The 26,778-nt window shown below is 67.1% G+C and carries 24 protein-coding genes and 1 tRNA gene; 7 read left to right on the top strand and 18 right to left on the bottom strand.

The features are described from left to right. Nucleotides 1–7: 7 nt before the first annotated feature. The 3 genes from AC3WJI_RS14380 to AC3WJI_RS14370 all read right to left on the bottom strand — a co-directional run bounded on the left by AC3WJI_RS14380 (nucleotide 8) and on the right by AC3WJI_RS14370 (nucleotide 5,405). Entirely contained in the window at nucleotides 8–1,546 is a 1,539-nt protein-coding gene (locus AC3WJI_RS14380; RefSeq protein ID WP_492757962.1) for a S1C family serine protease, read from the bottom strand. A 78-nt stretch (nucleotides 1,547–1,624) separates the two neighbouring features. Continuing rightward, on the bottom strand, nucleotides 1,625–3,154 hold the full coding sequence (locus AC3WJI_RS14375) for a tetratricopeptide repeat protein (RefSeq protein ID WP_492757961.1): 1,530 nt from the start codon (nucleotides 3,152–3,154) through the stop codon (nucleotides 1,625–1,627). Nucleotides 3,155–3,236: 82 nt separating this feature from the next. Beyond that, entirely contained in the window at nucleotides 3,237–5,405 is a 2,169-nt protein-coding gene (locus AC3WJI_RS14370) for a primosomal protein N' (RefSeq protein WP_492757960.1), read from the bottom strand. Nucleotides 5,406–5,500: 95 nt separating this feature from the next. On the opposite strand from AC3WJI_RS14370, the gene AC3WJI_RS14365 reads away from it, so the two are divergent. Further along, nucleotides 5,501–5,953: a hypothetical protein gene (locus tag AC3WJI_RS14365; RefSeq protein WP_492757959.1), complete on the top strand. Its 453-nt coding sequence runs from the start codon at nucleotides 5,501–5,503 to the stop codon at nucleotides 5,951–5,953. An 18-nt stretch (nucleotides 5,954–5,971) separates the two neighbouring features. Here AC3WJI_RS14365 and AC3WJI_RS14360 read toward each other — a convergent pair whose 3' ends face one another. Further along, the gene (locus AC3WJI_RS14360) at nucleotides 5,972–6,649 is read right to left on the bottom strand and encodes a DUF2490 domain-containing protein (RefSeq protein WP_492757958.1); all 678 of its coding nucleotides are present in this window, start codon (nucleotides 6,647–6,649) and stop codon (nucleotides 5,972–5,974) included. A gap of 90 nt (nucleotides 6,650–6,739) precedes the next feature. On the opposite strand from AC3WJI_RS14360, the gene AC3WJI_RS14355 reads away from it, so the two are divergent. The 3 genes from AC3WJI_RS14355 to AC3WJI_RS14345 all read left to right on the top strand — a co-directional run bounded on the left by AC3WJI_RS14355 (nucleotide 6,740) and on the right by AC3WJI_RS14345 (nucleotide 8,876). Next, entirely contained in the window at nucleotides 6,740–7,150 is a 411-nt protein-coding gene (locus tag AC3WJI_RS14355) for a hypothetical protein (protein ID WP_492757957.1), read from the top strand. A gap of 30 nt (nucleotides 7,151–7,180) precedes the next feature. Then, nucleotides 7,181–7,837: a fructose-6-phosphate aldolase gene (fsa, locus tag AC3WJI_RS14350; protein WP_492757956.1), complete on the top strand. Its 657-nt coding sequence runs from the start codon at nucleotides 7,181–7,183 to the stop codon at nucleotides 7,835–7,837. A 145-nt stretch (nucleotides 7,838–7,982) separates the two neighbouring features. Then, entirely contained in the window at nucleotides 7,983–8,876 is an 894-nt protein-coding gene (locus tag AC3WJI_RS14345; RefSeq protein ID WP_492757955.1) for a tyrosine recombinase XerC, read from the top strand. A 43-nt stretch (nucleotides 8,877–8,919) separates the two neighbouring features. Here the strand turns inward: AC3WJI_RS14345 and AC3WJI_RS14340 are convergent, their stop codons facing one another. From AC3WJI_RS14340 to AC3WJI_RS14325, 4 genes are read right to left on the bottom strand one after another with little or no spacing between them, the layout of a single operon-like run. Next, nucleotides 8,920–9,465, bottom strand: coding sequence for a DedA family protein (locus tag AC3WJI_RS14340; RefSeq protein ID WP_492757976.1), 546 nt, complete (start codon nucleotides 9,463–9,465; stop codon nucleotides 8,920–8,922). A 49-nt stretch (nucleotides 9,466–9,514) separates the two neighbouring features. Then, nucleotides 9,515–10,474, bottom strand: coding sequence for a glutathione synthase (gshB, locus tag AC3WJI_RS14335; RefSeq protein ID WP_492757954.1), 960 nt, complete (start codon nucleotides 10,472–10,474; stop codon nucleotides 9,515–9,517). 43 nt (nucleotides 10,475–10,517) lie between these two features. Further along, nucleotides 10,518–10,868 (bottom strand): YraN family protein, encoded by a 351-nt coding sequence (locus tag AC3WJI_RS14330; protein ID WP_492757975.1) that lies wholly within the window; start codon nucleotides 10,866–10,868, stop codon nucleotides 10,518–10,520. Beyond that, on the bottom strand, nucleotides 10,865–11,209 hold the full coding sequence (locus AC3WJI_RS14325; protein WP_492757953.1) for a hypothetical protein: 345 nt from the start codon (nucleotides 11,207–11,209) through the stop codon (nucleotides 10,865–10,867). The genes AC3WJI_RS14330 and AC3WJI_RS14325 overlap by 4 nt, the downstream gene beginning before the upstream one ends. 259 nt (nucleotides 11,210–11,468) lie before the next feature. On the opposite strand from AC3WJI_RS14325, the gene AC3WJI_RS14320 reads away from it, so the two are divergent. Next, nucleotides 11,469–11,666 carry a hypothetical protein gene (locus AC3WJI_RS14320; protein WP_492757952.1) on the top strand — a complete coding sequence of 66 codons (198 nt, stop codon included), beginning with the start codon at nucleotides 11,469–11,471 and terminating at the stop codon, nucleotides 11,664–11,666. Here AC3WJI_RS14320 and rsmI read toward each other — a convergent pair. Next, entirely contained in the window at nucleotides 11,663–12,499 is an 837-nt protein-coding gene (rsmI, locus tag AC3WJI_RS14315; protein WP_492757951.1) for a 16S rRNA (cytidine(1402)-2'-O)-methyltransferase, read from the bottom strand. The two genes, AC3WJI_RS14320 and rsmI, sit on opposite strands and share 4 nt — an antisense overlap. Before the next feature lie 11 nt (nucleotides 12,500–12,510). Here rsmI and AC3WJI_RS14310 point away from each other — a divergent pair, with 11 nt between their 5' ends. Beyond that, nucleotides 12,511–13,722, top strand: coding sequence for a penicillin-binding protein activator (locus tag AC3WJI_RS14310; RefSeq protein WP_492757950.1), 1,212 nt, complete (start codon nucleotides 12,511–12,513; stop codon nucleotides 13,720–13,722). A gap of 36 nt (nucleotides 13,723–13,758) precedes the next feature. Here AC3WJI_RS14310 and hemW read toward each other — a convergent pair whose 3' ends face one another. The 4 genes from hemW to AC3WJI_RS14290 all read right to left on the bottom strand — a co-directional run bounded on the left by hemW (nucleotide 13,759) and on the right by AC3WJI_RS14290 (nucleotide 17,745). Next, a complete protein-coding gene (gene hemW, locus AC3WJI_RS14305) occupies nucleotides 13,759–14,904 on the bottom strand; it encodes a radical SAM family heme chaperone HemW (RefSeq protein ID WP_492757949.1) in 1,146 nt (381 codons plus the stop codon). Nucleotides 14,905–15,025: 121 nt separating this feature from the next. Then, nucleotides 15,026–15,099, bottom strand: a tRNA-Gly gene (locus AC3WJI_RS14300). Nucleotides 15,100–15,148: 49 nt separating this feature from the next. Beyond that, the gene (locus AC3WJI_RS14295; protein WP_492757948.1) at nucleotides 15,149–16,111 is read right to left on the bottom strand and encodes a glycoside hydrolase family 43; all 963 of its coding nucleotides are present in this window, start codon (nucleotides 16,109–16,111) and stop codon (nucleotides 15,149–15,151) included. Then, a complete protein-coding gene (locus AC3WJI_RS14290) occupies nucleotides 16,111–17,745 on the bottom strand; it encodes an MFS transporter (protein ID WP_492757947.1) in 1,635 nt (544 codons plus the stop codon). Before AC3WJI_RS14290 ends, AC3WJI_RS14295 begins: the two co-directional genes overlap by 1 nt. 101 nt (nucleotides 17,746–17,846) lie before the next feature. Between AC3WJI_RS14290 and AC3WJI_RS14285 the strand changes: the two genes are divergently transcribed. Then, nucleotides 17,847–19,151, top strand: a complete 1,305-nt coding sequence (locus tag AC3WJI_RS14285) for an oligogalacturonate lyase family protein (protein ID WP_492757946.1) — start codon at nucleotides 17,847–17,849, stop codon at nucleotides 19,149–19,151. A gap of 191 nt (nucleotides 19,152–19,342) precedes the next feature. Here the strand turns inward: AC3WJI_RS14285 and AC3WJI_RS14280 are convergent, their stop codons facing one another. From AC3WJI_RS14280 to AC3WJI_RS14260, 5 genes are all read right to left on the bottom strand, one after another. Continuing rightward, entirely contained in the window at nucleotides 19,343–20,731 is a 1,389-nt protein-coding gene (locus tag AC3WJI_RS14280) for a glycoside hydrolase family 28 protein (protein ID WP_492757945.1), read from the bottom strand. Continuing rightward, entirely contained in the window at nucleotides 20,731–21,846 is a 1,116-nt protein-coding gene (gene bglB, locus AC3WJI_RS14275) for a beta-galactosidase BglB (protein WP_492757944.1), read from the bottom strand. The genes AC3WJI_RS14280 and bglB overlap by 1 nt, the downstream gene beginning before the upstream one ends. Beyond that, nucleotides 21,846–24,815, bottom strand: a complete 2,970-nt coding sequence (locus AC3WJI_RS14270; RefSeq protein ID WP_492757943.1) for a glycoside hydrolase family 35 protein — start codon at nucleotides 24,813–24,815, stop codon at nucleotides 21,846–21,848. Before AC3WJI_RS14270 ends, bglB begins: the two co-directional genes overlap by 1 nt. A gap of 98 nt (nucleotides 24,816–24,913) precedes the next feature. Then, nucleotides 24,914–25,231: an L-rhamnose mutarotase gene (locus tag AC3WJI_RS14265; RefSeq protein WP_492757942.1), complete on the bottom strand. Its 318-nt coding sequence runs from the start codon at nucleotides 25,229–25,231 to the stop codon at nucleotides 24,914–24,916. 68 nt (nucleotides 25,232–25,299) lie between these two features. Further along, nucleotides 25,300–26,754, bottom strand: coding sequence for a rhamnogalacturonidase (locus AC3WJI_RS14260; RefSeq protein ID WP_492757941.1), 1,455 nt, complete (start codon nucleotides 26,752–26,754; stop codon nucleotides 25,300–25,302). Nucleotides 26,755–26,778 lie beyond the last annotated feature (24 nt).

Here is a 26,778-nt window from a genome sequence, read left to right as displayed (position 1 = left end):
CGGAGCTCTATTCGGCTGCCGGCGGTCCCGAAGCTGCGGCCCCGCAGCTGTAGACGAGCTTCTCATTGTACACCGGCGGCAACGCCGCGCGGAGCGCCTGCTGCTGGGTGGCGAGGTTCGCACGCGCCGCCTGGTCGGCCGAGCACGTCTTGAGCGGCACGCCGGTGCGCAGCTGCCGTGCCTTCGCCATCTGCGCCGACGACAGCAGATAGCGCGTGTTGATATAGGTGCGCGTTGCGGGATCATAGTCGAGCACCGAGACCGACTGCTCCTGCTCGGGGACGAGGATTCGCTGCCAGTGCGTGCCCGATTCGGCATATTGGGTGCGGCCGTTGATGCAGCCGTCGGCGCCCACGTCGAGGTCGACCTTGTCGATCGCGGTCACGGTGACGCGGCTGCGCTCGGGCACCAGCTTGCAGACCATCCGGCCGAGCGCAGCCTGGCTCGGCACCGCGGCGGTGCCGGCGCTGGTCTTGGGCACGGGCACGATCTTCGACGCGTCGAAATCGGGGCGGCTTAGAAACAGCGCCACCGCGCCGAGCATCAGCATGCCGCCGCCGACCGCGACCCAAATCGCCTCCCGGCGTCGATCGCGTGAGAGCAGCAACCCGGCGCCGCCCAGCGCCAGTGCGCCGAGCACGAGCAGTACCGCCGCGCCGGCCATGTAATTCTCGCGCGCGGCGATGTTGCGTGCGCGGGCCTGCGCGATCGCGTCCTCGCGTTCGCTGGCGCTTTTCGCGGCATCGGTGCGGGCCTGGGCTTCCGCGTCGAGCCGCGCCTTCTCGTCGGCGCTGCGCTCCTGCGCCATCTGCTCTTCGACGCTGGTGCACGGGATGTTGACCGTCGCGAAGGGCTGCCGCGCCGCCTGCAGGAATGCGGCCAGCTCGTTTCCGGCGATCGCGAAGGCAAAGGTCGAATCGCCTTCGTCGCCGCGCGTGATTGCCGAATTGACGCCGAGCACGCGCCCGCAGCGATCGAGCAGCGGGCCGCCCGAATTGCCGCGCGCGATGTTGGCGGTGTGGAGCAGCACGTTGATGCCCTGCAGCATCCGGTTGCCGGCAAAGCCGCCCTGCGAGCGCACCGGCGATTGCGGCGTGATGAAGTCCGCGGCCGAGCGCGCGGTGGCAAGATCGACATTGCCCGGATAGCCGAGCGCGATCAGCGATTCGCCGTCGCCCGGCGCGCCGGTGTACATCGTCAGCGGCGCGAGGCGGAGGCCGGTGAACTCGATCAGCGCGAGGTCCCGCTGCTGGTCGATCGCGATGAGCTTGCCCTGATAGGATTTATCGCCTTCGGACGGCACGATCCCGACCACGACATTGCCCGGATAGCGATCGGCGAGCTCTACGACATGCGCGTTGGTGACGACTCGGTTGGGCGCCACTGCGAAGCCGCTGCCATGGCCGAAGCCGACCACTTCGTCATCGACCACTGCGATCGTGACGATCCGCACGACGCCGCGCGCCGAGGCCGAAATGTCGTCGGCGCGGGCGGGCGCTGCCCAGGCCAGCGCCAGCAAGATCACCATCAGCACGCGCCGAGCCATTCGCCACCCAAATCTCGTTTGCTCGGAGCTTTCGGGCAAAAGCGGCTGGGGTTCAAGCGCTCCCGCTAGCCTCGGGCGTCAGCTGTTGCCCGGTGCCGGCGGCTCGCCGTCCTCATCGTCGTCAGAGGCCTCCTCGATCGCCTTGAGCGTCTGCTTGTCGTCGCCTTGGTCGATCATTGCGATCAGCGCGGCGGCCTGTGCTGCCAGGCCCCGCTGGTGCGGACTGTATGCGAGCGGGGCGAGCATCGCGCGGGCATCCTGCTTCTTTCCCATTCGCAGGAACATCTTCGCGGCGTTGAAGCGCAGCCCGGTATCCTGGGGCGCGAGCTCGAACGCGCGGGCGAGGCCTTGGCGCGCATTCTCGGTCGGCGGCGCCCCGAAATCGACGAAGCTGCGATAATAGAGGATCAGCAGCCGGGGATCCTCGGGCTCCACGTGATTGCCCTTGGAGATGATCTTGCGGATTTCGCTCAAAGTCTCCTTGCCCCGGTCGCGGCTGCTGCGCGCCTGCGCCATTCGCGCCATCGCCTTGTACACCCAGCCGTCGATCGCCTTGGGATCCGCCGCGATCGCGCGATCGGCAGCACCCAGCGCTACCGGAAGGTCACGCGCGTCATAGGCGGCCTCGGCAAGCACGACCTGCGCCCCCGCGTCGTTGGGGAAGGCAGCAGCCGCTTTCTGCGCCTCGGCGTAGACGCCGGGCGCGGTCTTGGCATTGACCCCGGAGCGCGACCGGATCCGCACATCCATCGTCGCGGCCTCCCCGGCACTGAGCTTGCGAATCTGAACGTCGATCTTCGCCGCGTCGGCAGGCGCGATCCGATAGCCGATGATCTTGCCGTTCTTGTAGCGCTCTAGCTCCTTGTCGAGCGCCCGGATGTCGCCGAACGCCGCGGCCGCCTCGGGCGAAGGCTTTCCGGCATTCAGCGCGGTGAGATAGTCGGAGAGCTGGCCCGGCCGCTTGCGCGCGATCATGAAATAATGCGTGAGCAGCCAGCCCCGGCCGTAAAGCGCGTCGCGCTGCTCGTCGTTGAGCTTGAGCGTGTCGGCGCGCAGCATCTTGTCGAGCGGCAGGTTGTTGCCCGACATCAGCGTCCGCGCACGATAGAGCGGCGGGCTGCCGAGCAGCACGGAGCCGTTCTTCTCGAACTCGGCGGTCGCGAAGAGCTCGGCGAATCCCTCGACGAACCAGGCGGGGTGCACGCCGTGCGGCGCGATGCTCCACATCAGATGATGGGAATATTCGTGCAGCAGGATCGCCTGTGCGTCGAGGTCGGTTTCCGCGCCGCTGCCTGACCGGCGCGGCACCACGGCAAGTGCGCGTCCGGCACGCGGCCGGTAAAAGCCTGCGACATTGGGATCGCCCATGATCCTGGCGACGACGTTACGGCCGCCGACGACATAGACCGTGACGCGGTTCGGCGCCGAAACGGGCTCGTCGCGCCATCCGCCCAGCTTGCGCACCGCTTGGTCGAACCGTTCGAGATTGGCAGTATATTCCTGGAGCCGCTCTGGGCGCTGATCCGAATAGACCAGGAAATGTCGCGTGCTCGCTTCATACCAGTCCGCGTGCGCTACGCCGGGCAGGATCAGAAGCAGCAGCGGCAACAATCTGTAAAGCATCGCAAATCCCCAGTCGTCGGGCGATGCTAAAGCGGAACGCGCCACCGCGCATAGAAGAGAATCGACATCAGACGAAGCTGTAGGGGTCGACGTCTACCGCGACGCGCACCTTGGCGCTCCATTCGAGCCCGCCCAGCCACTCGCGGATCATGTCCTGGACGTCGAAGGCGCGGCGCGCATGGACGAGCAGGCGGAAGCGGTGCCGCCCGCGCAGCATCGCGAGCGGCGCGGGGGCGGGGCCGTAGACGTGCATCGCGTCGGCCTTGGGCGCGGTGCGGCCGATCATCCGCGCGGTCTCCTCGGCGGCAGCCTTGTCCTCGCTCGACACGATGATCGCGGCATAGCGGCCATAAGGCGGCGCGCCCGCCTCGCGCCGCGCCTCGGTCTCGGCGTCGTAGAAGGCGGCGCTGTCGCCCGAGATCAGCGCCTGCATCACCTGCGCTTCTGGGGCGTGCGTCTGGATGAATACCTTGCCCGGCTTCTCGCCGCGCCCGGCGCGCCCGGAGACCTGCATGATCTGCTGGAAGGTGCGTTCGGACGCGCGCAGGTCGCCGCCGTCGAGCCCGAGATCGGCGTCGACCACGCCCACCACGGTGAGGTTGGGGAAATGATAGCCCTTGGTCACCAGCTGGGTCCCGACGACGATATCGATGTCCTTGTGCTCCATCCGCTGGACGAATTCGGCCGCCTTGGCGGGCGACCACATCGTATCCGAGGTGACGACGGCGATCTTGGCGTTCGGCCAGAGCAACGCTGCTTCATCGGCGATCCGCTCGACTCCGGGTCCGCACGCAACGAGGCTGTCGGCCTCCTCGCATTCGGGACAGATGTCAGGCGTGGGCACGGTATGCCCGCAATGGTGGCAGGCGAGCCGGCGGATCAGCCGGTGCTCGACCATCCAGGCGGTGCAGTTCGGGCACTGGAAGCGATGCCCGCAATGCCGGCACAGCGTGAGCGGGGCGTAGCCGCGCCGGTTGAGAAACAAGAGCGACTGCTCGCCGCGCTCCAATGCCGCGTCGATCGCGAGGATCAGCCGCGGGCTCAACCAGCGGCCGCGATCGGGTGGTTCCTTGATCAGGTCGATCGCCTCGATGTCGGGAAGCTCGGCGAGCCCGTAGCGGCCGGGGAGCTTCAATTCCGAATATCGGCCTAGCTCGACCTGGTGGCGCGTCTCGATCGCCGGGGTCGCCGAGGCGAGCACCACCGGGCAATCCTCGAACTTGCCGCGCATCACCGCGACGTCGCGCGCGTGGTAATGGACGCCCTCTTCCTGCTTGAAGCTGGTCTCGTGCGCCTCATCGACGACGATCAGCCCGAGCTTGGGATAAGGCAGGAACAACGCCGAGCGCGCGCCGACGGTGACTAGGGCCTGACCGCTGGCAATCGCGCGCCAGGCGCGGCGGCGCTGCGAGGTGCGCAGCCCCGAATGCCACGCCACCGGCTCGCAGCCGAAACGCTGCGCGAAGCGGGTGAGGAACGGCTCGGTCAGCGCGATCTCGGGTAGCAACACGATCGTCTGCTTGCCCGCGGCGATCGCGGCGGCGATCGCCTCGAAATAGACTTCGGTCTTGCCCGATCCGGTGACTCCGTCGAGCAGGAAGGGCTGGAACCGCGCCGCCTCGACCGACTGGCGCAGGGTGCCGGCGACCTCGGTCTGCTCGGCGCTGAGCTGCGGCGGGCCGAAGCCGGGGTCGGGCACGGGATAGGGGCTGTCGGTATCGACGGTCACGGCCTCGATCGCGCCGACCTTGCACAGCCCGCGGATCACGCCTTCGGAGACGTCGGCAATCGTCGCGAGCTCGCGCACCAGCCCCTGGCGCTCGCCGATCCGTTCCAGCGCCTGCGCGCGCTGTGGAGTCAGCCGCTCGGGGATCAGCCCGGTCGCGCGATATTCGGTGATCGTCGGCGCCGCCTCGAACGCGGCAGAGGTGCGCACCGCCATCGCCACCACCGCCGAGAGGGGGCTCAGATAATAGTCCGCGGTCCATTCGACGAGGCGGCGCACCGGCTCGGGGATCGGCGGGGCATCGGCGACCGCGATCAGGTTGCGCAACCGGTTGTCGCCGATCTCCTCTTTCTCGGAGGGCAGCCGCTCGGGCTCCCAGACCACGCCGGCATATTGGCGCGGTCCGATCGGCACGACGACGATCGACCCGGGCACAACGCTCATGCCGTGCGGCACGCGATAGTCGAGGGGGCCGAGCGCGGGGTGGAGGACGAGGATGCGGGCGCGCATGCCGCCTCATATGGGGATTTGGGCGCGAACGGGAATCCCTGTATTCGCTTGGCCCGATCGAAAGCGTGGCGCCGCCACGGCGCAAGGAGATTCGCATGTTGCTTGCCGCATTGTTGTTGCTTCAGGCCGCGCCCGCCGCGCAGACGACCGCGTGCAAGGCGCCCGACGCCAGCCTGCCCACCGCGCTGGCCGGCTGGAGCACGCCGGGCGACGAACTTACCCCGGGCAAGGCGGTCGCGCTCGATACCGTCGACGCTGCGTCGCTGAAGGGCTTGCCTGCCGGAAGCAAGCCGGGGCGTGCCGCGATGATCGCATTCCGGATCGCCACTGCGGGGAGCTATGGCATCGCGCTCGACCAGCCGGGCTGGATCGATCTGCTGCCCGGCACCGAGGGCGGGTCGGCGCTCGAGTCGGTTGCGCACGGGCACGGCCCCGAATGCTCGACGATCCGCAAGATCGTGCGGTTCGATCTCAAGCCCGGCGCGTACCGCCTCTATGTATCAGCGCTTGCCGGGGCAAAGGCCAAGGTGATGCTGGTCGCGCCCTGAACCGTACGGGGCCTGGTCTCAGTCCCCGCTGCTGCCGAAACTCGCGACGTTGAACGACAGCGTGAAGGTCGCGGCGTGGTCCATCTGGTCGCGGCGGCCGTCGCGGCCGAAGCGGTATTGGTTCAGATACCCAACCTCGCCGCGCAATTTGCCGCCGAGCCCGAACGACACACCCGCGGCGTTGCGCATCCGCTCATAGCCGCTTTGCTGGCCCCAGCCGGTGGTGTTGAGATTGAGGAAATGCTCCTGCGTCGCGAACAGCTTGAGGCCATGGTGATTGAGCGGCGTGTCGAAGCCGAGCCGCGGGCGCAGCCGGACGCCCACGCCCGCACCGCTGCTGTTGAAGCGCTGTTCGAGCCGCAGCCGACCGGAAAAGCCGCTGCCCAGCGGCACCAGCACCATCTGCCGCAACCGCTCCTCATTGGGCAGCGCGTCGCCCAGGTTCCAATCCTCGACATGCCGGTAGCCGATCGACAGCTCGATTCCACCGGCAGTGGTATGGGTGAACAACGCCCCGGCCTCGGCATGCGAGAAGCCCTCGGCGCGGTCGCTGAACCGGCCAATTCCCTCCAGCGTGACTTTCTCGCGGCTGCCGATCGTCACCGTGCCGTTGGTCTGCAGCCATAATTGGCGATCGACCTGCTGCGCGGCGGCGGGCGTGGCGACGAGCAGCAAGGGCAGCGCAAAGCGAATCATCGTCCGACCCTATCGCCCACCGCGACCATTGCAAAAAGCTGCAGGAACAAATAAAGAACGAAACGACTCGTCGATTGGGGAGGACATCCGATGCTGCTGAGCATGCTCGCTTTGACGATGGCGGCGGCGCCGTGCACGCGCGCCGAACTTCCGCGGTCGCTCGCCGGCTGGACGCGTGGCGGCAATACACTCGACACCGGCCATGCGGTGACGCTCGCGGCGCGGGGCGGACGAATCGAGACCGTGGTGCGCATTCGCAAGGCTGGCGTGTTCGGCATCGCGATCGATCGCGACGGCTGGATCGACGTTGCCCCGGCGGGCGGCCGGAACTTGCGCATGGCCTCGGAGAATCGCGGTCCGCGTTGCTCGGGCATCGCCAAGATCGTCCGCTATCGGCTCAGTCCCGGCAGCTACCGCGTCACCGTGGAAAAGCTCCAGGGACCGCGCGCTAAGCTGATGCTGGTGCACGGTGTGTTTGCCCCTTGGCGTCGAAGGGTCTAGGCGGGCGGCCTGCAGCTGAGGGCCGATTCCATGAAATTCTTCGCCGACACCGCCGACACCGCCGACATCCGCGAACTGGCCGACGCCGGCCTGCTCGATGGCGTCACCACCAATCCGTCGCTGATCAACAAAGCTGGACGCGATTTCCTCGAAGTCGTCGCCGAGATCTGCCAGATCGTCCCCGGCAAGCCGGTCTCCGCTGAAGTCGTCGCGCTCGATTATGAGGGCATGATGCGCGAGGCCGAGGTCGTGCGGAAGATCGCCGACAATGTCGCGGTCAAGGTGCCGCTGACGCTCGACGGGCTCAAAACCTGCAAGGCGCTCACCGACGACGGCACGATGGTCAACGTGACCCTGTGCTTCTCGGCCAACCAGGCGCTGCTCGCCGCCAAGGCCGGCGCGACTTTCGTCTCGCCGTTCGTTGGCCGCCACGACGACAATGGCTTCGACGGGATGCAGCTGATCAGCGACATCCGGCTGATCTACGACAATTACGATTTTCAGACCGAGATCCTGGTGGCGAGCGTCCGCCATCCGATTCACGTGCTCGAGGCGGCCCGCATCGGCGCCGACGTGATGACCGCGCCGCCGGCGGTGATCCGCCAGCTCGTCAAGCACGTGCTGACCGACAAGGGTATCGAAGGCTTCCTCGCCGATTGGGCGAAGACGGGGCAGAAGATCGGTTGATTTTAATCCTTCCCCGGAGGGGGAGGTGGCAGCGAATCTGACGGAGGGGTAGCGCGCCTCGGGCGACGACGTTCGTGGAGAGCTGCCCCTCCACCGCTTCGCGGTCCCCCTCCCCCTCCGGGGGAGGATTTGATAGCGTCGCGCCGTGACCGAACCCGCGCTCCCGCTTCTCTACGGCCAGCATCTTGCCCGCGACCGGCGGCGTTCGGCGCATACTGTCCGGGCTTATGAAGCGACCGCGGTCCGGCTCATCGCCTTCCTACAGTCGCATTGGGGCGGCCCGGTGACGCGCGAGGGACTCGCCCGAGTGACTGCCGCTGACCTGCGCGCCTTCCTCGCCCATCGCCGCACCGATGGCCTTTCGAACGCCTCTGCCGCGCGCGAGCTCTCGGCGGTGCGTGGGTTTCTGAAATTCGCCGCGGGCGACGCCGCCGAGCTGCCGCGCCTCCGCGGCCCGCGCGTCAAGAAGGGCATCCCGCGCCCGATTGCGCCGCACGAGGCGGTCGCGCTCGCGGAGACCGTGTCCGAGGACGCCAGCGAGCCCTGGATCGGTGCGCGCGACTGGGCAGTGCTGCTGCTGCTCTACGGCGCTGGGCTGCGCATCGGCGAAGCGGTCGCGCTGACCGGCGCGGTGCTGCCGCTCGGGACAACGATGCGCGTCACCGGCAAGCGCGCCAAGACGCGCACCGTCCCGCTGCTTCCCCAGGTCCGCGCGGCGATCGAGAATTACGCCCAGCTCTGCCCCTATGGCGTGTCGCGCGACGCGCCCTTGTTCCGCGGCGCCAAGGGGGGACCGCTGCCGCCGGGCATGATCCGCAAGGCGGTGCGTGCGGCGCGTGCCGGTCTCGGCCTATCCGAGCGGACGACTCCGCATGCCTTGCGCCACAGCTTCGCGACCCACCTGCTCGGCCGCGGCGCCGATCTGCGCGCGCTGCAGGAACTGCTAGGCCATGCCAGTTTGAGCTCGACCCAGATCTACACCGCGGTCGACGCGGCGCATTTGCTCGACGTCTATCGCAGCGCCCATCCGCGCGCCTGAAGCAGGTTCAGTTCTCCAGCTTTCGCAGGGCGACGAACCATTCCTACCGCTTCGCGCGCGGCTTCCACGTCGCGACGCGCCACAGATACGCCGCGAACGCCACCGCGGCGAAGGCGATCACCCCCGGCGCGATCCAGTGATCGACGGTCTCGAAGGTGGTGCCAAGCCAAAAGCCGACGCCGACCAGGATCACGTTCCACACCAGGCTTCCCGCGGTGGTGTAGAGCACGAAACGCCGCAGCGGCATGTGCATCAGTCCGGCAGGGATCGAGATCACCGTCCGTCCGATCGGCAGGAAGCGGAACACCAACACCGTGATGCCGCCCCAGCGGTCGAAGAAGCGCCGCAGCCGCTCGACATCCTCCCATTCCATCGTCAGCCAGCGGCCCCAGCGCTCGACCATCGGCTTGAGGCGCTCATAGCCGAAGCGTCGGCCGATCTCCCACCAGAACAGGTTGCCGACCGTGCAGCCGAGCGTGCCGACCGCAACGAGCAGCGCGAAGTCCATCTTGCCCTGGCCCGCAGCGATCCCGCCGACGCCCATGATCACTTCGGACGGCACCGGCGGGATCACGTTCTCCAGCACCATCAGCAGGAAGATGCCGACATAGCCCCAGTCGAGCCAATTGGTCACCAAGTCACGCGGTGCGTTCGGCGACGCGGCGTTCGATCGCCTGCCAGATCAAAGCGCCCGTATCCGTGCCGTCGAACCGGTCGATCGCGACGATCCCGGTCGGCGACGTGACGTTGATCTCGGTGAGCCACTCGCCGCCGATCACGTCGATCCCGACGAACAGCAGCCCGCGCTTCTTGAGCTCGGGGCCGAGCTTCGCGCAGATTTCCTGCTCGCGCTCGGTCAGCTCGGTCTTCGCCGCCGACCCGCCGACCGCGAGGTTCGAACGGATCTCGCCTTCGCCCGGGATGCGGTTGATCGCGCCGGCGACTTCGCCGTCGACTAGGACGATGCGCTTGTCGCCCGCCGCGACCGAGGGGAGGAACGCCTGCACCATGTGCGGCTCGCGCCACGCGGTGTTGAACACTTCGATCAGCGCCGAGAGGTTGGCGCCGTCGCTGCCGACCTTGAAGATCGCCTTGCCGCCATTGCCGTGGAGCGGCTTGATGACGATTTCGCCGTGCTTGGCGAGAAACGCCCGCGCCTCGTCGAGGCTGCGCGTCACCAGGGTCGGCGGCATGAACTCGGCATAATCGAGCACGAACACCTTTTCGGGCGCGTTGCGGACATTGGCGGGATCGTTGACCACCAAGGTGCGGTCGGCGATCCGCTCGAGCAGGTGCGTCGCGGTGATATAGCCCAAGTCGAACGGCGGATCCTGGCGCATCAGCACGACATCGGCCTCGTCGCCGAGATCGAGCCGCACCGGATCGTCGAAGCGGAAATGATCGCCCTCGACGCGCTGGACGGTGACCGGATGCGCCATGGTCCAGACATGGCCGTCGGCGTAATTGAGGTCTTCCGCCGCATAATGGAACAGCCGGTGCCCGCGCGCCTGCGCCGAGAGCATCAGCGCGAAGGTCGAATCGCCGGCGATGTTGATCGCGTCGAGCGGGTCCATCTGCACGGCAACAACGAGCGACATTCGGCCTCCTTCGGAAACGCCATAGGTGACTTATCAAGCTAAGTCACCCCATCCAGGCGTTCTCGATATGGCGAGGCAGTGTCCGAGGAGCAATGAGGATAACGTCGACGCGGATATCGTCGCCCGGCCCGGCATAACGCGGCAGCAGATACTCCGCCGCCGCGGCGACCCGCGCGAGCCGCCGCTCGTCGATCGCGAAATCGAGCTCGGCGCCGGTGGCGCGGGTCTTCACTTCGACGAACGCGACCAGATTGGCCTTGCGCACGACCAAATCGACTTCGCCCGCAGGGGTGCGGACGCGGCGGTCGAGGATCCGCCAGCCGCGCAGCCACAGCCACCACGCCGCGCGCCGCTCGCCGTCGCGGCCGCGCAGTTCGGCGGCCTGGCGGGTCAGCCGGCGCGGCACTTGATCAGCTTGCCTGGGTAAGGCCCTGCGATCCGCAGAACGCCGGGCGCGACGCGCGTGAAGCGCATCGTAAGCGACTTGCCGCGCATCTTGGGGTCGCCGCTCTCGCCGGGTTCGGTCGTCGTCACGATCAGGCGATTGCCTGCGATTCTCCAGGTCCCCACATCGTCGATGAAGTCGTAGCGACCGTTGCGGTGATATGTTTCGGTATGATCCGAGCCGCAGTCATCTCCCCGCTCGCCAGGATTTTGCCAGCCCCAAGTGCCGACCATCCAGGCCGGGTGCGCCGGATCGGGCGAAACGAGCAGGATCGCGAGCAGCAGGGACATGCCTATCTCCTTGCTCCTAGCCTATCGTGCCCCGCGGATTCGCCCAAGCAATCGCTGCGGCCGGGCATCAAATTCGCCGAGTCGCAGCCGATTCCCCTGAATTTCCACGGCTTTTCGGGCGTTGGTCGCGCCGGAAACTCGCTTCATCTGCAAGGCCCCCGGCAAAGGCTTGGCGCCTGTGGATAACTTTGGTTAGTCTGCATCATTCCGACTCAGAAGAAGCCGGGTCGCATTCCGTCACCGGGGGGTGCCGAGGATTATGGAATCGAACGAAAGCTATTATCGGCGTCGCGCCATCCAGGAGATCGTTGCCGCGCGCAACGCGATCACCGCGGATGCCAAGGCGCGGCGGCAGTTGCTCGCCGAGACCTATGTCCGGCGCCTGTCCGAACTGACCGGCACCGATGCGAGCTTCATGCTCGACGCCAATCCCGCCCGCCTGCGGGAAGTCGCCTAGCTCTTGAGCGCCAGCGCGCGGGCGTACAGCGCCTTGCGATCGAGCCCCAGCCGTTTGGCGACTTCGCCCGCGGCCTTGGCGGGGGGCAGCCGCGTGAGCGCCTCGGCCAGCGCGGTATCGGCATCCTCCGCGCTCGCCGGCGCAGGCTCGCCGGGCGGCGCCACCACCACGACGATTTCGCCCTTGGGCGGCGCATCGGCATAGCGCGCCGCGAGTTCGCCGAGCGTGCCGGTCACGCATTCCTCGAAGCGCTTGGTGATCTCGCGCGCGACTGCCGCCTCGCGGTCCCCCAGCCCCTCGGCGAGTGCGGCGAGGCAGGCGGCGAGCCGCGGCCCCGATTCGTACAGCACCAGGGTCGCGCGAACCGCGGCGATCTCCGCGATGGCTTCGGCGCGCGCCTGCTGCTTCGCCGGCAGGAAGCCGAGGAACAGGAAGCGGTCGGTTGGCAAGCCTGCCAGGGTCAGCGCGGCGATCGCGGCGCACGGGCCGGGGATCGTCGTCACGACATGGCCTGCCGCGCGTGCGTCTCGGACCAGCTTGAACCCCGGGTCCGAGATCAATGGCGTACCTGCGTCGGAAACCAAGGCGACCGCCTCGCTCGCCATCCGCGCGATCAGCCCGGGGCGCACCGCATCGGCATTATGGTCGTGATAGGGCAGCATCTTGCCCTTGGAGCCGAGGTGGCGGAACAATCCGGCTGTCACACGCGAGTCTTCAACTGCAACCACATCGGCCCTGGTCAGGATCTGTGCGGCGCGGGGGGTGAGATCGCCGAGATTGCCGATCGGCGTCGCGACGATGTAGAGGCCGGGCGAGAGTATCAGATCATCCATCGGGGAGAGTCATGGCAGACGCCAGAGCAACAGCGCAACCTGGGCTGAAGAACCTGCTGCGCACCGCCGTTGTCGGCGCCACCCTGTTTCTCGCGGCCTGCGTGAGTGGGCCGCGGATCGTGCCCGAGGCCGAGCGCCCCGCGCCGGTGACCAAGCCGACTCCGGTCGCGCCGCGTCCGATCCAGCCCGGGCTGCCGCAGGACGTCCAGCGCCACCGTATCGCATTGCTGGTGCCGCTCAGCGGCCCCAATGCCGGGGTCGGGCGCTCGCTCCAGAACGCGACCCAGCTCGCCGTGCTCGACACCAAGAGCGACGCGATGCGGATCACCACCTACGACACCGCCGCGCCCGGCGGCGCTGCCGCCGCCGCCACGCAGGCGATCAGCGACGGCAACCGGCTGATCCTCGGGCCGCTGCTTGCCGAGGAAGCCCGCGAAGTCGCGCCGATCGCGCGGCGCGCGCGCGTGCCGGTGCTCAGCTTCTCGAACGATGCCGGCGTCGCGGGCAACGGCACCTTCATCCTCGGCTATGTCCCCGCCCAGTCGATCGAGCGCGTGGTCAATTACGCCAAGCGCTCGGGGATCACCGAGTTCGCCGGGCTCATCCCCAGCGGTCTGTACGGCGAGCGCGCGTCGACGGCGTTCCTGCGCTCGGTCGAGGAGGCGGGCGGCAAGGTCAACACGCTCGAGACCTATGACGGCCGCCCCGGATCGATGGCGACCGCAGTGGCGAAGATCGGCCGCTCGCCGTTCCAGGCGATCCTGGTTGCCGGCAGCGCCGACGGCGCGGTATCGGCCGCTCCGCTGATCCGCCGCCAGCCGAGTGGCAAGGCCGCGCGCCTGCTCGGCACCGAATTGTGGAACACCGATTCGGCGATCGGCAGCAAGGCCGCGCTCTCCGGCGCCTGGTTCGCCAGCGTGCCCGACAATTATTACCGCCAATATGCCACCAAGTATCGCGCCCGCTTCGGCACCGCGCCGTACCGGCTGTCGACGCTCGGCTATGATGCGGTGCTGCTCACCGTGCGGATCGCGCGCGGATGGCGGCCGGGCGACGAATTCCCTGCGGCGCGGCTGACCGAGCGCGAAGGCTTTGCGGGGCTCGATGGCGCGTTTCGCTTCGGCCGCGACGGCGTCGCCGAGCGTGCGCTCGAAGTGCAGGAGATCCGTGGCGGAACCACCGCGACGGTCTCGCCCGCGCCGGCAAATTTCGGCGGGAATTGAGGTCTTGGGCTCCTGCGAGAGCAGGAGCCCCGGGCGTCAGGCGATCACGACCTCGCGCAGGATCGCTTCGAGCACCGGCATCCCTGCGTCGGTGACGCGCAGCCGCCCGTCACCCAGCATCACCAGCCCCTGCGCGCGCAGCAACGCCAGCGCGCGCTGGTCGAGCGGCGCGGTGCTCTTGGCCAGCGCAGCCACCCGCGCAACGTCGACACCTTCGGGCAGCCGCAGCCCCATCACCAGCGCCTCCACCGCGCGCTCGTGCGGGTCAAGCGCATCCTCGAGCTGGAGACCGTTGCCGTTGCGCGCCACCGCGCCGATCCAGTTCTCGGGCTTCTTGTGCCGCAAGGTTGCCAGCCCGCGGCGCCGGCCATGCGCGCCGGGGCCGATCCCGACATAATCGCCATAGCGCCAATAGGTCAGGTTGTGCCGGCTCTCGGCGCCGGGGCGGGCATGGTTCGAGATCTCGTAGGCCGGCAGCCCCGCCGCAGCGGTGATCGCGCGCGTCGCCTCGAACAGGTCGGCGCCCTTGTCGGGATCGAACGCGGCAAGCTCGCCTTTCTCGAACAGGGTGGCGAAGCGCGTCCCCGGCTCGATCGTCAGCTGGTAGAGCGAGAGATGCTCGGTGCCGAAGCCGATCGCCCGACGGAGCTCGGCCTCCCACGCCGCGAGATCCTGCCCGGGCCGTGCGTAGATCAGGTCGAAGCTCACGCGGCCGAACACCGATTGCGCGGTGTCGAGCGCGGCCAGCCCCTCTGCGACGCCATGCGCACGGCCGAGGAAACGCAGGTCTGCATCGTCGAGCGCCTGCAGCCCCAGCGATACGCGATTGACCCCCGCCGCCGCGAGATTGGCGAAGCGCGCCGCCTCGACCGAGGAGGGATTGGCCTCGAGCGTGATCTCCACGTCGGGCTCGAACCCCCAATGCCGCTCGGCCGCGTCGATCACCGCCGCGACGGTTTCGGGCGGCATCAGCGAAGGCGTGCCGCCGCCGAAGAAGATCGACCCAAGCCGGCGGCTGGGCAATTGGGCGGCCTCGTGCGCGAGATCGGCGAGCATCGCCGTGCGCCACGCCTCCTGGTCGACGCTCTCGCGGACATGGCTGTTGAAGTCGCAATAGGGGCATTTCGACACGCAGAACGGCCAATGCACGTACAGTGCGAGCGGGGGTGTCTCGGTGGTCATCGTATCGCGATACGCCAGGGAATCGAACCACGCGCATAGCCCGGCAGGGCGGAGCGCCAACAAAGACTCACGGGTTCGGGCGACCGTCCACGGTGCGCCGTGCCCTCACCGCGGGAGGGGCTGGAGCGGGTAACGGGAATCGAACCCGTGTATTCAGCTTGGAAGGCTGCTGCACTACCATTGTGCTATACCCGCGCGCCGCCGGGGCGAGTGCCACATCGGGTGGCACTCGGTCAACCGTCGCTTACCTGGCCAAGCGCATCGCCACCGGCTTGGTGCGGTCGATCGTGATCGTCCCGTCCTTTTCCTCTAGCTCTGCTATGTGCAGCACGCTGCGGCGGCCCCAATCGGGATCCTGCGCCGCCTCGGGCTCGCCCGACTGGTGGACGAAATAGATCAGATACGCCCGGTCGCCCGCCACGATCACGTCGGGGTGCTGGACCTTGGCGCGATCGGTGGGACGGGTGCCCGGTTCGCCGCCGAGATGGCCGGGTTGCGCCGTCCAATGTTCGCCGTCGTCCGACCGCTGGACCAGCAGGCCCTTCCACGCATCGCTGATCAGCCACCAGCGTCCGCGCCAGCGGAATGCCTTGGGCCCTTCGCCGGGGGTCGTGACGACCGTGCCGCGCACGGTCCACGTCTTCAGATCGGCACTGTCGGCATATTTGATCGCCTTGCCCGCGCGCTCGTCGTTGAACCACATGCGGTAGCCGCCCTGCGGCAGCGCCAGCACGCTCGCGTCGATGATCCGGTCCGAGCCGAGTTCGACGCGCTCGCCGCACTCCCAGCGCTTCAGGTCGGGGCTGGTGAGGTGGACGAGGAAGCGCGGCGCGTTCCAATTGGCGAACACGCCCGGCACCACGGTGACCCACATGTGCCATTTGCCGCGGAAGCGCTGGACCTCGGGCGCCCACAAGGTCGCGCCGGTGCAGCTTGCCGGGATCGCCGCGGTGCCCTGATAGCGCCACGTTGCGCCGTCCTTCGATCGGGCCACGCCGATCGCGGTGCCGTGGACCCAGCTGACATCCTTGGGACCGGCGAGCTTCAGGTCGGCGCGGCGATTGGTGTAGAACATCACCCATTCGCCGGTCTTGGCATCGCGGACGGTCGAGGCGTCGGCGGCACCGTCGTGCACCGGATCGCGGAACAGCGGCACCGGCGCGACCGGAGCCGTCTGCCCGAGCAGCGCCAGCGCGGCGGGCAGCATCAGCGCTTGGCCCCGGCTACGGGGTTGTTGCCCCAGAGCTGCTCGTATCTCCAGCCCGAGAGATCCTCGACGATCGCCTTGGCTTCAGGGGAGGTGGGAGCGGTGCCGCCGTTTCGCAGATGGTCGATCTCGGCCATCAGCACGTCGTGGGTCTGCGCGTTGAGGCGGAAGCGCCAGGAGGAGATCAGGCCGAAGAGCATGACCAGGATCGGCCCGAGGATCAGCAGCCAAGTCACGGTAGCGATCGCCTGCGGAGTCTGGACGGCCGCCTGGGCTGGCGCGCCCTTGGGCGAGACATAGCCGCCAAGGTCGATGATCCATCCGGTGAGGATGATCGCGCCGGACTGGGCGAGCTTGCGCACCAGGGTCATCACGCCCGCGAAAATGCCCTCGCGGCGCTGGCCGGTGACCGCCTCGTCGACGTCGGCCAGATAATTGTACACCGACCAAGGCACGAAATTGAGCGTGCCGCGGCCGAGCCCGGCCAGCAGGATCGGCACGAACAGCCAAAAGATCAGCATCGGGCTGAATGCCGCGGACGCAGGGTTCAGCGCCGAGAGCACATTCCCGTCCAGCGCGTTCAACTCAGCCGCGAATCCGGCGGGCTTGAGGTAATAGAATGCCAGGAACAGCAGCAGCCCGGCGCCGAAGAAGCTGATCGCGATTCGATAGGCGAATACGGGGCCCGTGCGGATGACGATGTTGATCGCGATCATCACCGAGATCAGTTGCGCGACGTACATCGTCGTCAAGAGCTGGGAGATGATCAGCGTCGCGCCCATCATCACGGTGACGACGAAGATCGGAAAGGCGGTGTTGAAGATGTCCTGCGAGATGTAGCCGCCGAGATACACCGAGAGGTGTTGGCGAAACGCGCGGATGCGCAGCGTCGAGAACAGGTCGCGGAACATCACCACCGGGATCAGCGCCGCGGTCTTGAGGTCGAACGCAGCCGGCTGCACCTGCTTCTCGGCTTCCGTGTACGGACGCTCCCAGGTGAAGATCACCACCAGCAGCACGACCAGGCTGAACAACCCGCCGAAAATCGCCGCCATGATCAGGAAGGTGTTCGGCGAATCCTTGCCGCCCAGGCTGCTGATGATCAGCGTCGGCAGATAGGACGCGAGTATCGCTGAGCTCTGCGCGACGAGCATCCGCGCGCCGGCGAACTTGGCCTTCTTGCGATAGTCGTTGGTCATCTCCGCGGCGAGCGTCTCCCACGGGATGAGGAACATCGTGTAGACGAACTCGAACAGGATGAAGGTCAGCAGGTAATAAGTGAAGCTGTGCCCGGCGACGAAGATCAGCGCGAAGCTGGGCAGCAGCGGGATCGTGGCGATGAGAAAGATTTTCCGACGCCCGATCCGCCGGCCGATCCAGGTATGGCGCAGATTGTCGGAGACATAGCCGATCAGCGGGCAGGTGATCGCCTCGAGCAGGCGCGGCAGGCCGAGGATCAGCCCTGCCTCGGCGGCGGACAAATGGCAGAAGGTGGTGAAGAAATAAAGCAGCCAGCCGGTGACGACCGCCTGGGCGCCCGCGCCGAGCAGATCGCCTGAGCCCCAGCCCCAATAATTGTACCAGCGTGGCTCGCGATGGGCGGACGGGGTGGGAAGGGTGCCGTTTCCGGCCATGCAGGTTCCTCTCGGGCGACAGGCCAAGCCTGTTCTTTACTCCATATTTTGAACGGCTATCATGATATGTGGAACGACATCAAGTCGGCGGGAGAGAGAGGATGCGCATCGCGCGGGCGATTTGCCAAGGATTCGGGGTTGCGGCGCTGGTCGCGGCGAGCGTGGCGCAGGCCGATCCGGCGGCATCGTGGGTCGATTCGCTGACGGGGCACAAGGTGATCCGGATCAGCCGCGAGCCCGGCACGGCGAGCCTCTATTTCCACCAGAACAGCTATACGCCGCAGGGCGACAAGATGGTGATCTCGGTGCCGGGGGGGATCTCGGTGGTCGACCTGAAGAGCTGGGACGTGACGCCGCTGGTCAAGGGCAAGGACCTCGTCCTGCTGTTCACCGGCCGCAAGACCCGCACCGCTTACTATCAGAGCCGTGCGGGTGAGGGTGGACCCTGGACGATCTTCGCCGCCGACATCGACACGGGCAAGACCCGCAAGATCGCCGAGATCAAGGAGGGCTTCATCGGCTCGATCAACGCCGACGAGACCTTGCTGCTCGGCCAATGGGCGGCGACCGACAAGCCGCTCCAGCCCGGCGCGAAGCCCAATGACAATGCCAAGTTTGGCCAGGCGCAGTACGCTGCCAACTGGCCTGACGGCCGGCCGATGACCTATGCCGAGGCCAAGGAGGTGCGTCTCAACGAGCGGCTCGAGGCCAAGGTGCCGATGCAGATTTTCACGATCGACGTGAAGACCGGCGCGCGCAAGGTGGTGACCGCGTCGACCGACTGGCTCAATCACATCCAGTTCTCGCCGACCGACCCGCAGCAGATCATGTATTGCCATGAAGGACCGTGGCACAAGGTCGACCGGATCTGGACGATCCGCGCCGACGGCACCGGCAAGAAGCTGGTCCACACCCGCAGCATGAACATGGAGATCGCCGGGCACGAGTTCTTCTCGCCCGACGGCAAGACGATCTGGTACGACCTCCAGACCCCGCGCGGGGAGGTGTTCTGGCTTGCCGGCTACGACCTCGCGAGTGGCAAGCGCCGCTGGTCCAAGGTCGAGCGCAACCACTGGTCGGTGCACTACAACCAGTCGCGCGACCTGGCGCGCTTTTCGGGCGACGGCGGCGACAGCGAGATGGTCGCGCACGCGCCCGACGGGAAATATCTTTATCTGTTCACGCCGAAGCCCATCCCCGACGTCGCCGGGATCCACGCGCCCGGCGCCGAGGATCTGATCGCGCCCGGCACGTTCGACACCGAAAAGCTCGTCGACATGCGCAAACACGATTACCGGCTCGAGCCCAACATGACCTTTACGCCCGACGGGAAATGGATCGTGTTCCGCGGGAATTTCGAAGGCGCGAACCATGTGTACGCGGTGGAAGTGGCGAAGGCGAGGTAGAGACCTTACGTTGCCGTGGCACTGTCACCAACGTCCCTCTCTCCTTGTGGGAGAGGGAGGGAGCCGATGAAATCGGCGGAAGGGTGAGGGGGAGCCGTAGCAGGCGACGTCCCCCCTCATCCTTCCCACTCGATTTCATCGAGCGGGCCCCTTCCTTCTCCCACAAGGGGAGAAGGAGTTGCGCATCAATTTCAGTCCTCCACCTTAAGGCCGACGACATTCTCGCTCGTCACCGCCTTGCCCGTCACCTTCGCCACCTTCACCCGTCGCAAGGTCACGTCCTTCACCGGCAGCTCGGCCTGGCCCTTCACTTCGCAGATGAACTTGACGGTCCCGACCTGCACATTGCTGACGTGCAGCCCGGCAATCGGGGTCAGCTTGCGGTCATAGGTCGGCGTCAGCGTGCGCCACTGATAGAGCACGTCGGTATCGACGCTCAGCACCCCGCCGGCGACTTCGGTCGCGCTGACGTTCGAGAGGTGAATGTTGCGCACGAACCCGCCGCGGCGCTCGTTGGTCTTGACGAACAGGATGTTCTGGATGGTGCTCTTCGCCCCCGATTCCGCCGCGTCGAAATGGCAATTGTCGACGAAGACGTTCTCGATTCCTCCCGACAGCTCGCTGCCGATCGCCATCAGCTGGTGCCCGTTCTTCACCCGGCAGTTGCGCATGACGATGTTGCGCGCCGGCGTGTGCAGCCGCCAGCCGTCATGGTCGCGCCCGGATTTGACCGAGATCGCGTCGTCGCCCTGGTCGAACACGCAATCCTCGATCAGCACGTTCTGGCTCATCTCGGGGTCGACCCCGTCGTTGTTGTGCCCGTGCGCTTCGATGCCGACGCCGCGGATCACCACGTCGCGGCAGAGATAGGGGTGGATCGTCCAGAACGGGCTGCCCTGGATCCTGACGCCCTCGACCAGCACGTGGCGGCAGCGATTGAACTGGACGAAATGCGGGCGGAGATGCGCCTCGCCGAGCGTCATGTCGCGCTTGTCGACCGGCACGCCTTTCCGCGCATTCTGGTAGAGATCGACCAGCGCATCCATGTGCGGCTTGGGCCGCGCGTACCAGACCGACCAGGTGTCGAGCCGCGCGAGCAGCGTGCCCTGTCCGGTGATCGCGACATTCTCGCAATCATAGGCATAGACGAGCGGCGAATAATTGAGGCACTCGATTCCTTCCCAGCTCGTCGGCACGGGCGGCAGATAGTCGCCGGGATCGGGCGAGAAGGCCAGGGTCGCCCCCTTTTCCAGGTGCAGCGCGACATTGCTGCGCAGGTGGATCGGCCCGGTCGCCCAGATCCCCGGCGGAATGACGACGCGACCGCCGCCGACGGCATAAGCCGCCGCGATCGCATCGCCGATCGCGCGCTGATTGGCCTGCTGGTCGTCGGGCTTCGCGCCATATTCGGTGATCGGAAAGCCGCGCGCCGCGCCGAAATCGGGGATCGCGATTGCCGGCATCTCGAACGGTGCGGTCACCCGTACCAGCAGGTGCCGCACGATCGCCGCGCGTGCGGGCCAGGCAGCGAGCAAGGGCAGCGCGACCCCACCCGCGAGGAGGTCGCGCCGCCCGGGCATCAGATATAGGTCCGCAGGAACTCGCCGAGCGCGCAGATCGCCAGGCTCTGGCCATAGGGCATCGAAGTCAGCCGGATGTCCTTGTAGAATTGCAGCGTGTCGCCCATCGCGGTGCCGAAGCTGACCTGCTGGAGCTCGCCAGCCGCGTCGATATTGGCGAGCACGCCCTCCACTGCCTTGATCCCGACCGCCTCATAATGGCGCGGCAGATAGCCCTTCCGCACGCCCTTGAGAATGCCATAGGCGAAGCCCGCGGTCGCCGATGCCTCGAGATAGGAGGTCGGATCCATGATCAGCGTGTGCCACAGCCCGGTCTCGGCATCCTGCGTCGCGGCGAGCGTCTTCACCTGCGCGGCGAGCGTGTCGATCAGGAAGGTGCGGAACGCGTCGCCTTGCGGCAGATCGAGGATCTCGATGATCTCCGGGATCGCGATCGTAACCCAGCAATTGCCGCGCGCCCAAAGCGCCTCGGCGAAATTGTGCCGGCCGTTGAAGTCCCAGCCGTGGAACCACAGCCCGGTCTTCTTGTCGAACAGATATTTGATGTGGACGAGGAATTGGCGCTTGGCCTCCTCGACATAATGCGGCCGGTTCAGCAGCAGCCCGATCTTGGCGAGCGGCAGCACCGACATCATCAGCGTGTCGTCCCACATCTCGCCGGGATTCTCGTCGTTGAAGACGATGTGCTGGAAGCCGCCTTCCTCGACCTTGGGTAGCCCGTCGGGTGCCATCAGCCATTCGGCCCAAGTGTCGAGATAGGGAACGTAGCGCGGATCGGGCTCGTGCTCGTAAAGATAAGCGAGGGTGATGAACGGCGCCATCGTGTTGATGTTCTTGGTCGGCGTGCCCTCCTCGAAGCGCGCGTCGAACCACGCCTTGATGATTGCCAGCGCCTTGTCGTCGCCGGTCTGCTCGTAATAGCGCCACATGCCGAACAGCCCGACGCCGTGGGTCCATTCCCAGCCGGCCCAGCCTTTGGTGTCGATGATCCGGCCATCGTCGAGATGGAGCAGGAACTCGCCGGTCTCGTCCTGGATGTTGACGAGATTGTCCATCAGCAGGTCGATCTTTTGCGTGATCTCGCTGCGGGGAATGTCGTGGGTGAGGGCGGCCATTAGTCTACCTGCTTGAGTTCGGAAGGAGTCGACGGCGCCGCGACCATCCGGACGGGGATCCCGCCGCGAACGTTGCGGAGCGTCACGAGTTTCACCGCTTCGAGCGCATTACCGGGCGCACCGTCGGATGTCACCGCGAGCGCGATCGTGTTGCGCCCGCGATGGTTGAGAATGCCCTCGGGGATCGGGAAGACCCGCTGCGGGCCGACATGCGCGATGAACTGGCCCATGTGCCAGCCATTGACGAAGATCAGCACGCGATAGGCAACGGGGGAACGCGGCTTGGTGGTGTCGCCGAAGGCCAGCCCGATCGTCGTGTCCTGCCCTTTGGGCACCGCGAGGTCGAAGGCCGTGCGGTACCAGCTGGTGCCTGCCGCCGCCTGCGCCGCGGGCACGCTCGTGCGCTTCCAGCTGCGATCGTCGAAGCCGGGGAGGGTCCAGCCGCGCCGCTCGCCATCGAGCCCGCCATTGTTGGCGACCCCGCGCGCCGGATCGGCAAGGTCCTCGCCGCGACCGTGGATCTTCCATGCGATCGGCACTGCGAAGCTTGGCCCGGCGACCGGCTCGATCGAGGCGGTGACGAGGCCGCGCGCTTCCTTGTGGAAATCGTCGGCGTCGAGGTCCCAATTATGGCCGTTGTTGCGGACCATCACCGAGAGCACGTGCTCGCCGGGCACGCGCGCCGCGTCGGGAAGCGCGAAGCTCGGCGCCCCGGTGGTGAGCGGACGCGGCAGTCCGGCGGGGATCTCGTCCTGGCCGACGAGCTTTCCGTCGAGGAACACCTGCACCAGCCCCGCGCCGCCGGCGCCGTAATGCAGCTTCAGCCGCTGCGCGTCGGGGGAGCCGGCGAAGCGACCGCGGTACCAGACATCGCCTTCGTGGAACCCATAGGCGTCCATCAGCATGTTGGGCTGGCCGTCGGCGCGCGCGGTGATGCTGGCATAAGCGCGGTTGTCGATCTTGGCCCAGTCGCGATCGTCGAAGGCGGGATCGGTTTCAGGCGAGCCGAAGGCGACACGCCAGTCGGTCAGCGCAGGCAAGGCGAAGTCGGCGGGGCCGGGCAGCGTGGCGCCCGACGCGGTCTTGACGCCGTTCCAGGTCACGCTGCGTACGTTGGCCGGTGCCCAGATTTCGAGCGGCGTCGCTTCGCGCGTGTCGCCGGTGAGCGCGAGCACGCCCTTCGCCGTCCTGGCGCTGCGCACCAAAGCCGGACCGCGGACCAGCACGTCGCCGGCATGCCAGAACTTGGCGCCCTCGGCCTCGTCGCCGATCAGCAGCAATAGGTCGGGGCGTCCGCCGCCGCTGATCCGCACGCGGGTCAGCCCGCGATGCGCATAACTGAGCTTGAGGTCGCCCTTGCTGTCGAAGGTCGAGGTCGCGCCGCCTGCGAGCACGGTGACCTTGGGCGCGCTGGCATAGCGCAGCACGGTCTCGCCGGCCTCGCCGTCGCGGCCGTAGAGCAAGGCTATGTCGCGCCCATCTTGCTTCAGGACCGTCTGCAGCTCGGAGGTCGAATAGACCAGCCGCTGCCCGCCCAGATCGACGCCGGCGACCAGCCATTTGGCGTCGAAACCGTTGAGCTGCAGCGGCAGCGTGTAGCGTCCGTCGGGCAGGTCGGCAGTGACGGTGAAGCGGTCGTTGGTCTGGCCGTTCGAGGGGCGATGTGTGACCAGCAGGAAGCGCGCGTCGGTCTCGGGCGACTTGTTGTGATAGACCTGGACCTTGTCGGTCGAGATCGTCACCGGCCCCGCGGGCACCATGCCGGCGAGATCGGGCACCGCCGCGATCAGCCCGCCGAGCTGCTTCAGCTCCTCGGCCTTGGGCCGGACCTCGCGCGTCTCGGAGAGCGCCGCGCCATAATCATAGCTGGTGAACACCACCGGCGCCGGCAGCCAGCCCCAGCTCGTCCCGCCGAACCCCATGTAGAAGCTCTGGATCCCGATGCCGTTGGCGAGGTTGGTGCCGTAGAATACGCGCTGGAAGCGCTTGCCGCGCTGGATCGCATTGCATTCATAGCCGCCGTTCGAGCCCCAATAGTCGAACCAGCCGCCGCCGAATTCGGCGAGGAAGCCGGGCGTGTTGGGCGAGGCGGAAGCGCCGCCCTTGGCGCCGCCCGGACCGTAATAGCCCCAATCGGGCGCCGGGCTGCCGCGGGTGGGTTGGCCGTTCACCGTGCAGGTGCCGCCCGGATAGCCGTCGAACGCATAGAGATCGTTCGGGCCGGCGACGGTCTTTTCGACCTTGCTGTCCTCCGGCACCCAATAGCCGTTGCGGCCCTGGTCGTTGTGGAACAGCGGCACATTGATGCCGTCGGCGCGTGCCTTGGCGTAGAGATGGTCCATATAGCGGCGCTGCGCCGCGGTGGTGACCGACAGCTCGTTCTCGATCTGGTGGAGGACGACGTTGCCGCGATGGCCCTTGCCGTCGCCGTTGATCTGGTGGCGCGCGATGATCGCGTTGATCCGGGTGAGCCACTCGTCGGCCGCAGCCATATATTCGGGATCGTCGGTCCGCGCGCGGCCGCGCTGGTTTACCAGCCAGCCCGGGAAGCCGCCGCGGGTGAGCTCGGCGTTCACATAGGGCCCGGCGCGGGTGATGACGTAGAGGCCTTCCTCCTCGGCCATGGTCAGCAGCCGGTCGACATCGCGGATGCCCGAGAAATCGTATACGCCCTTTTTGGGGCTGTGGAATCCCCAGTCGAAATAGAATGCGACGGTGTTGAACCCGCTCGCCTTCATCTTCTGCAGCACGTCGCGCCACAGATCGGGCGAGGGCAGGCGGAAGGCGTGCATCTCGCTCGACCAGAGGATCACGCGCTTGCCGTCGATCATCAGCGAGCGCGCGTCGTAGGAGACGCGGCCGAACGTTTTTACTTGCGCTGCGAAATTGGCGGTCTGCCGGGCTTCCTGCGCAAGTGCAGGCGTGGCGAGCAGCGAGGCGGCGAAAAGTGCTGCGCGGAACGCACCCACCCCATTCGCCCTGAGCTTGTCGAAGGGCTGTTCTTTCTTCGCCCGAAGGAAGGACGGTGCGTCGACAAGCTCAGCACGAACGGATTTCTGGATAGCGCTCATGGCAGGTAGAACACCGGTGTCAGCGCCCATTCCCTGGGCTTGTTGCCGGGCTCGACCTCCATCAGCGGCGCCATATAGTCCCACCATTTCTGCATCACCGGATGCGCGGGCAGCGCGTCGCGGCTATTGTCGTCGGTGAGCTTGAGCACCGCGAACAGCGACTGCGTCTCCGCGTCGAGGAAGATCGAATAGTCGCGAATGCCGCTATGGTGGAGCAGTTCAGCGAGCTCGGGCCAGATCGCATCATGGCGCGCGCGATATTCGTCGACCATGCCGGGCTTCAGCTGCATCCGGAATGCGTGGGTGCTCGTCATGCCCTCTCCTTGAACCCATTATGTGGGATCATCGTGCAACATTTGGATAGTCTAGTCGCGCCGTCGCGTCAAACCGCGCCGGGCCAATATTGCGCGTCCTCCGCCCGGCCATGCGCGTCATCGAGGAGCACGGGTAGGCGACGATCGCCACTTTCGCGCGACAGCCGTAGCTTGTTGACCCCCAGCCCGATTACGTGGCGCGCCCAGAAACCCCAGGCGGGGGTCGGCCCGAACATGCTCGGCTCGGGATAGGCATCGGCCAATTCGGGCGGGGTCGCGACCGCCTCATCATAGCCGCCGCGGAACCGCAGATCCACGTCGCGCAATTGGACGCACTCGATAGGGTGGTCGGGAAGCCCGGCGAGGATCGCGGCGAAGCGTGGATCGATCCCGCTCGCCTTGAGCCCGCGTATCTCGACATTGCGCAGTGCGCCGATCGCGGTCCCCTCGGGTCCGCGCAGCCGCGCGCCGAGCCGCAGGAACAGGGGCGCCGTCGTCACGTCGTCCATTGCGATATTCTCGGCGAGCACGTCCTCGATCGTCCCGCCGTCGACCGTCTCCAGCGCGAGCCCGCGGCTGCGCTCGAAGCGGCAATTGGCGATGCGGATGCGGCGGAAGTCGCCATTGCTCTCGGTGCCGAGCTTGATCCGCCCGGTGACGCGGTCGCGGTCGGGCGACAGTTCCTGCGTGCGCCGGCGGGTGCCGTCGAGCATCGTGCCCAGGTCGAACCCGCTGACTTGGCAGTCGCGGATTGCGATGTCCTCGCACGACGAGCGCCGCCCGAGCCCGAGACTCGTCTTGAGCACGATCGCATCGTCATTGGGCGTGTTGACCCGGCAGCGCTCGACCCGCGCGTTGCGGACGCAGTCGAGATCGATCCCGTCGCGATTGGTGTCGATCGCGAGATTGGTGATGTCGAGCCCGTCGACTTCGCTGGCCAGCACCGCAAAGTGCCCGCCTTTGAGGATGCTGAACCCGTCGAGCTTGACCCGCCGGCAATGCGCGATCGCGATCGCCTTGTTGCCCATGCCCTGCATCGCCGCATAGGAGCGCTCGAGCTTGCCGATATCCGCGGCAGGCATTGCCGCCATCGATAGCGGTCGTTCGCCGGCCTGCTTGCTCCACGGCGTGCCGGGGCCGTTGCGGGTGAGGCCGAGTCCGAGGATCCGCCCCTTGCCGAGGATCGCGATGTCCTCGGCATGCTCGGCCCAGATCAGGCTGTTGTGCCAATGGCTGTGGCCGAAATCCTGGTAGAGCTGCGGCCCGCGGTCCTCGGGCAGGTCGTAGGCGCCGAGCGGGCCCTTCTCGGCGGCGATCAAGGTGGCGCCGTCCTCGATCACGAGGCTGACGCGGCTCTTCAGTCGTAGCGAGAAGCTGAGATAACGGCCCGGCGGCAGCACCACCATTCCGCCGCCCACTTTTTCGGCAGCCAGGATCGCGGCGTTGATCGCGGGGGAATCGAGTGCGACGCCGTCGCCCTTCGCGCCGTGATCGCGGACATCGAAGGTATGGCCGGTGCGCATCAGGCAATCCTCCCCCTCTGGGGG

Source organism: Sphingomonas sp. FW306-1B-B10E (genome assembly GCF_058782005.1).
Note: the sequence above shows the minus strand (reverse complement) of the source record. Positions and strands in the feature narration are given on the sequence as shown.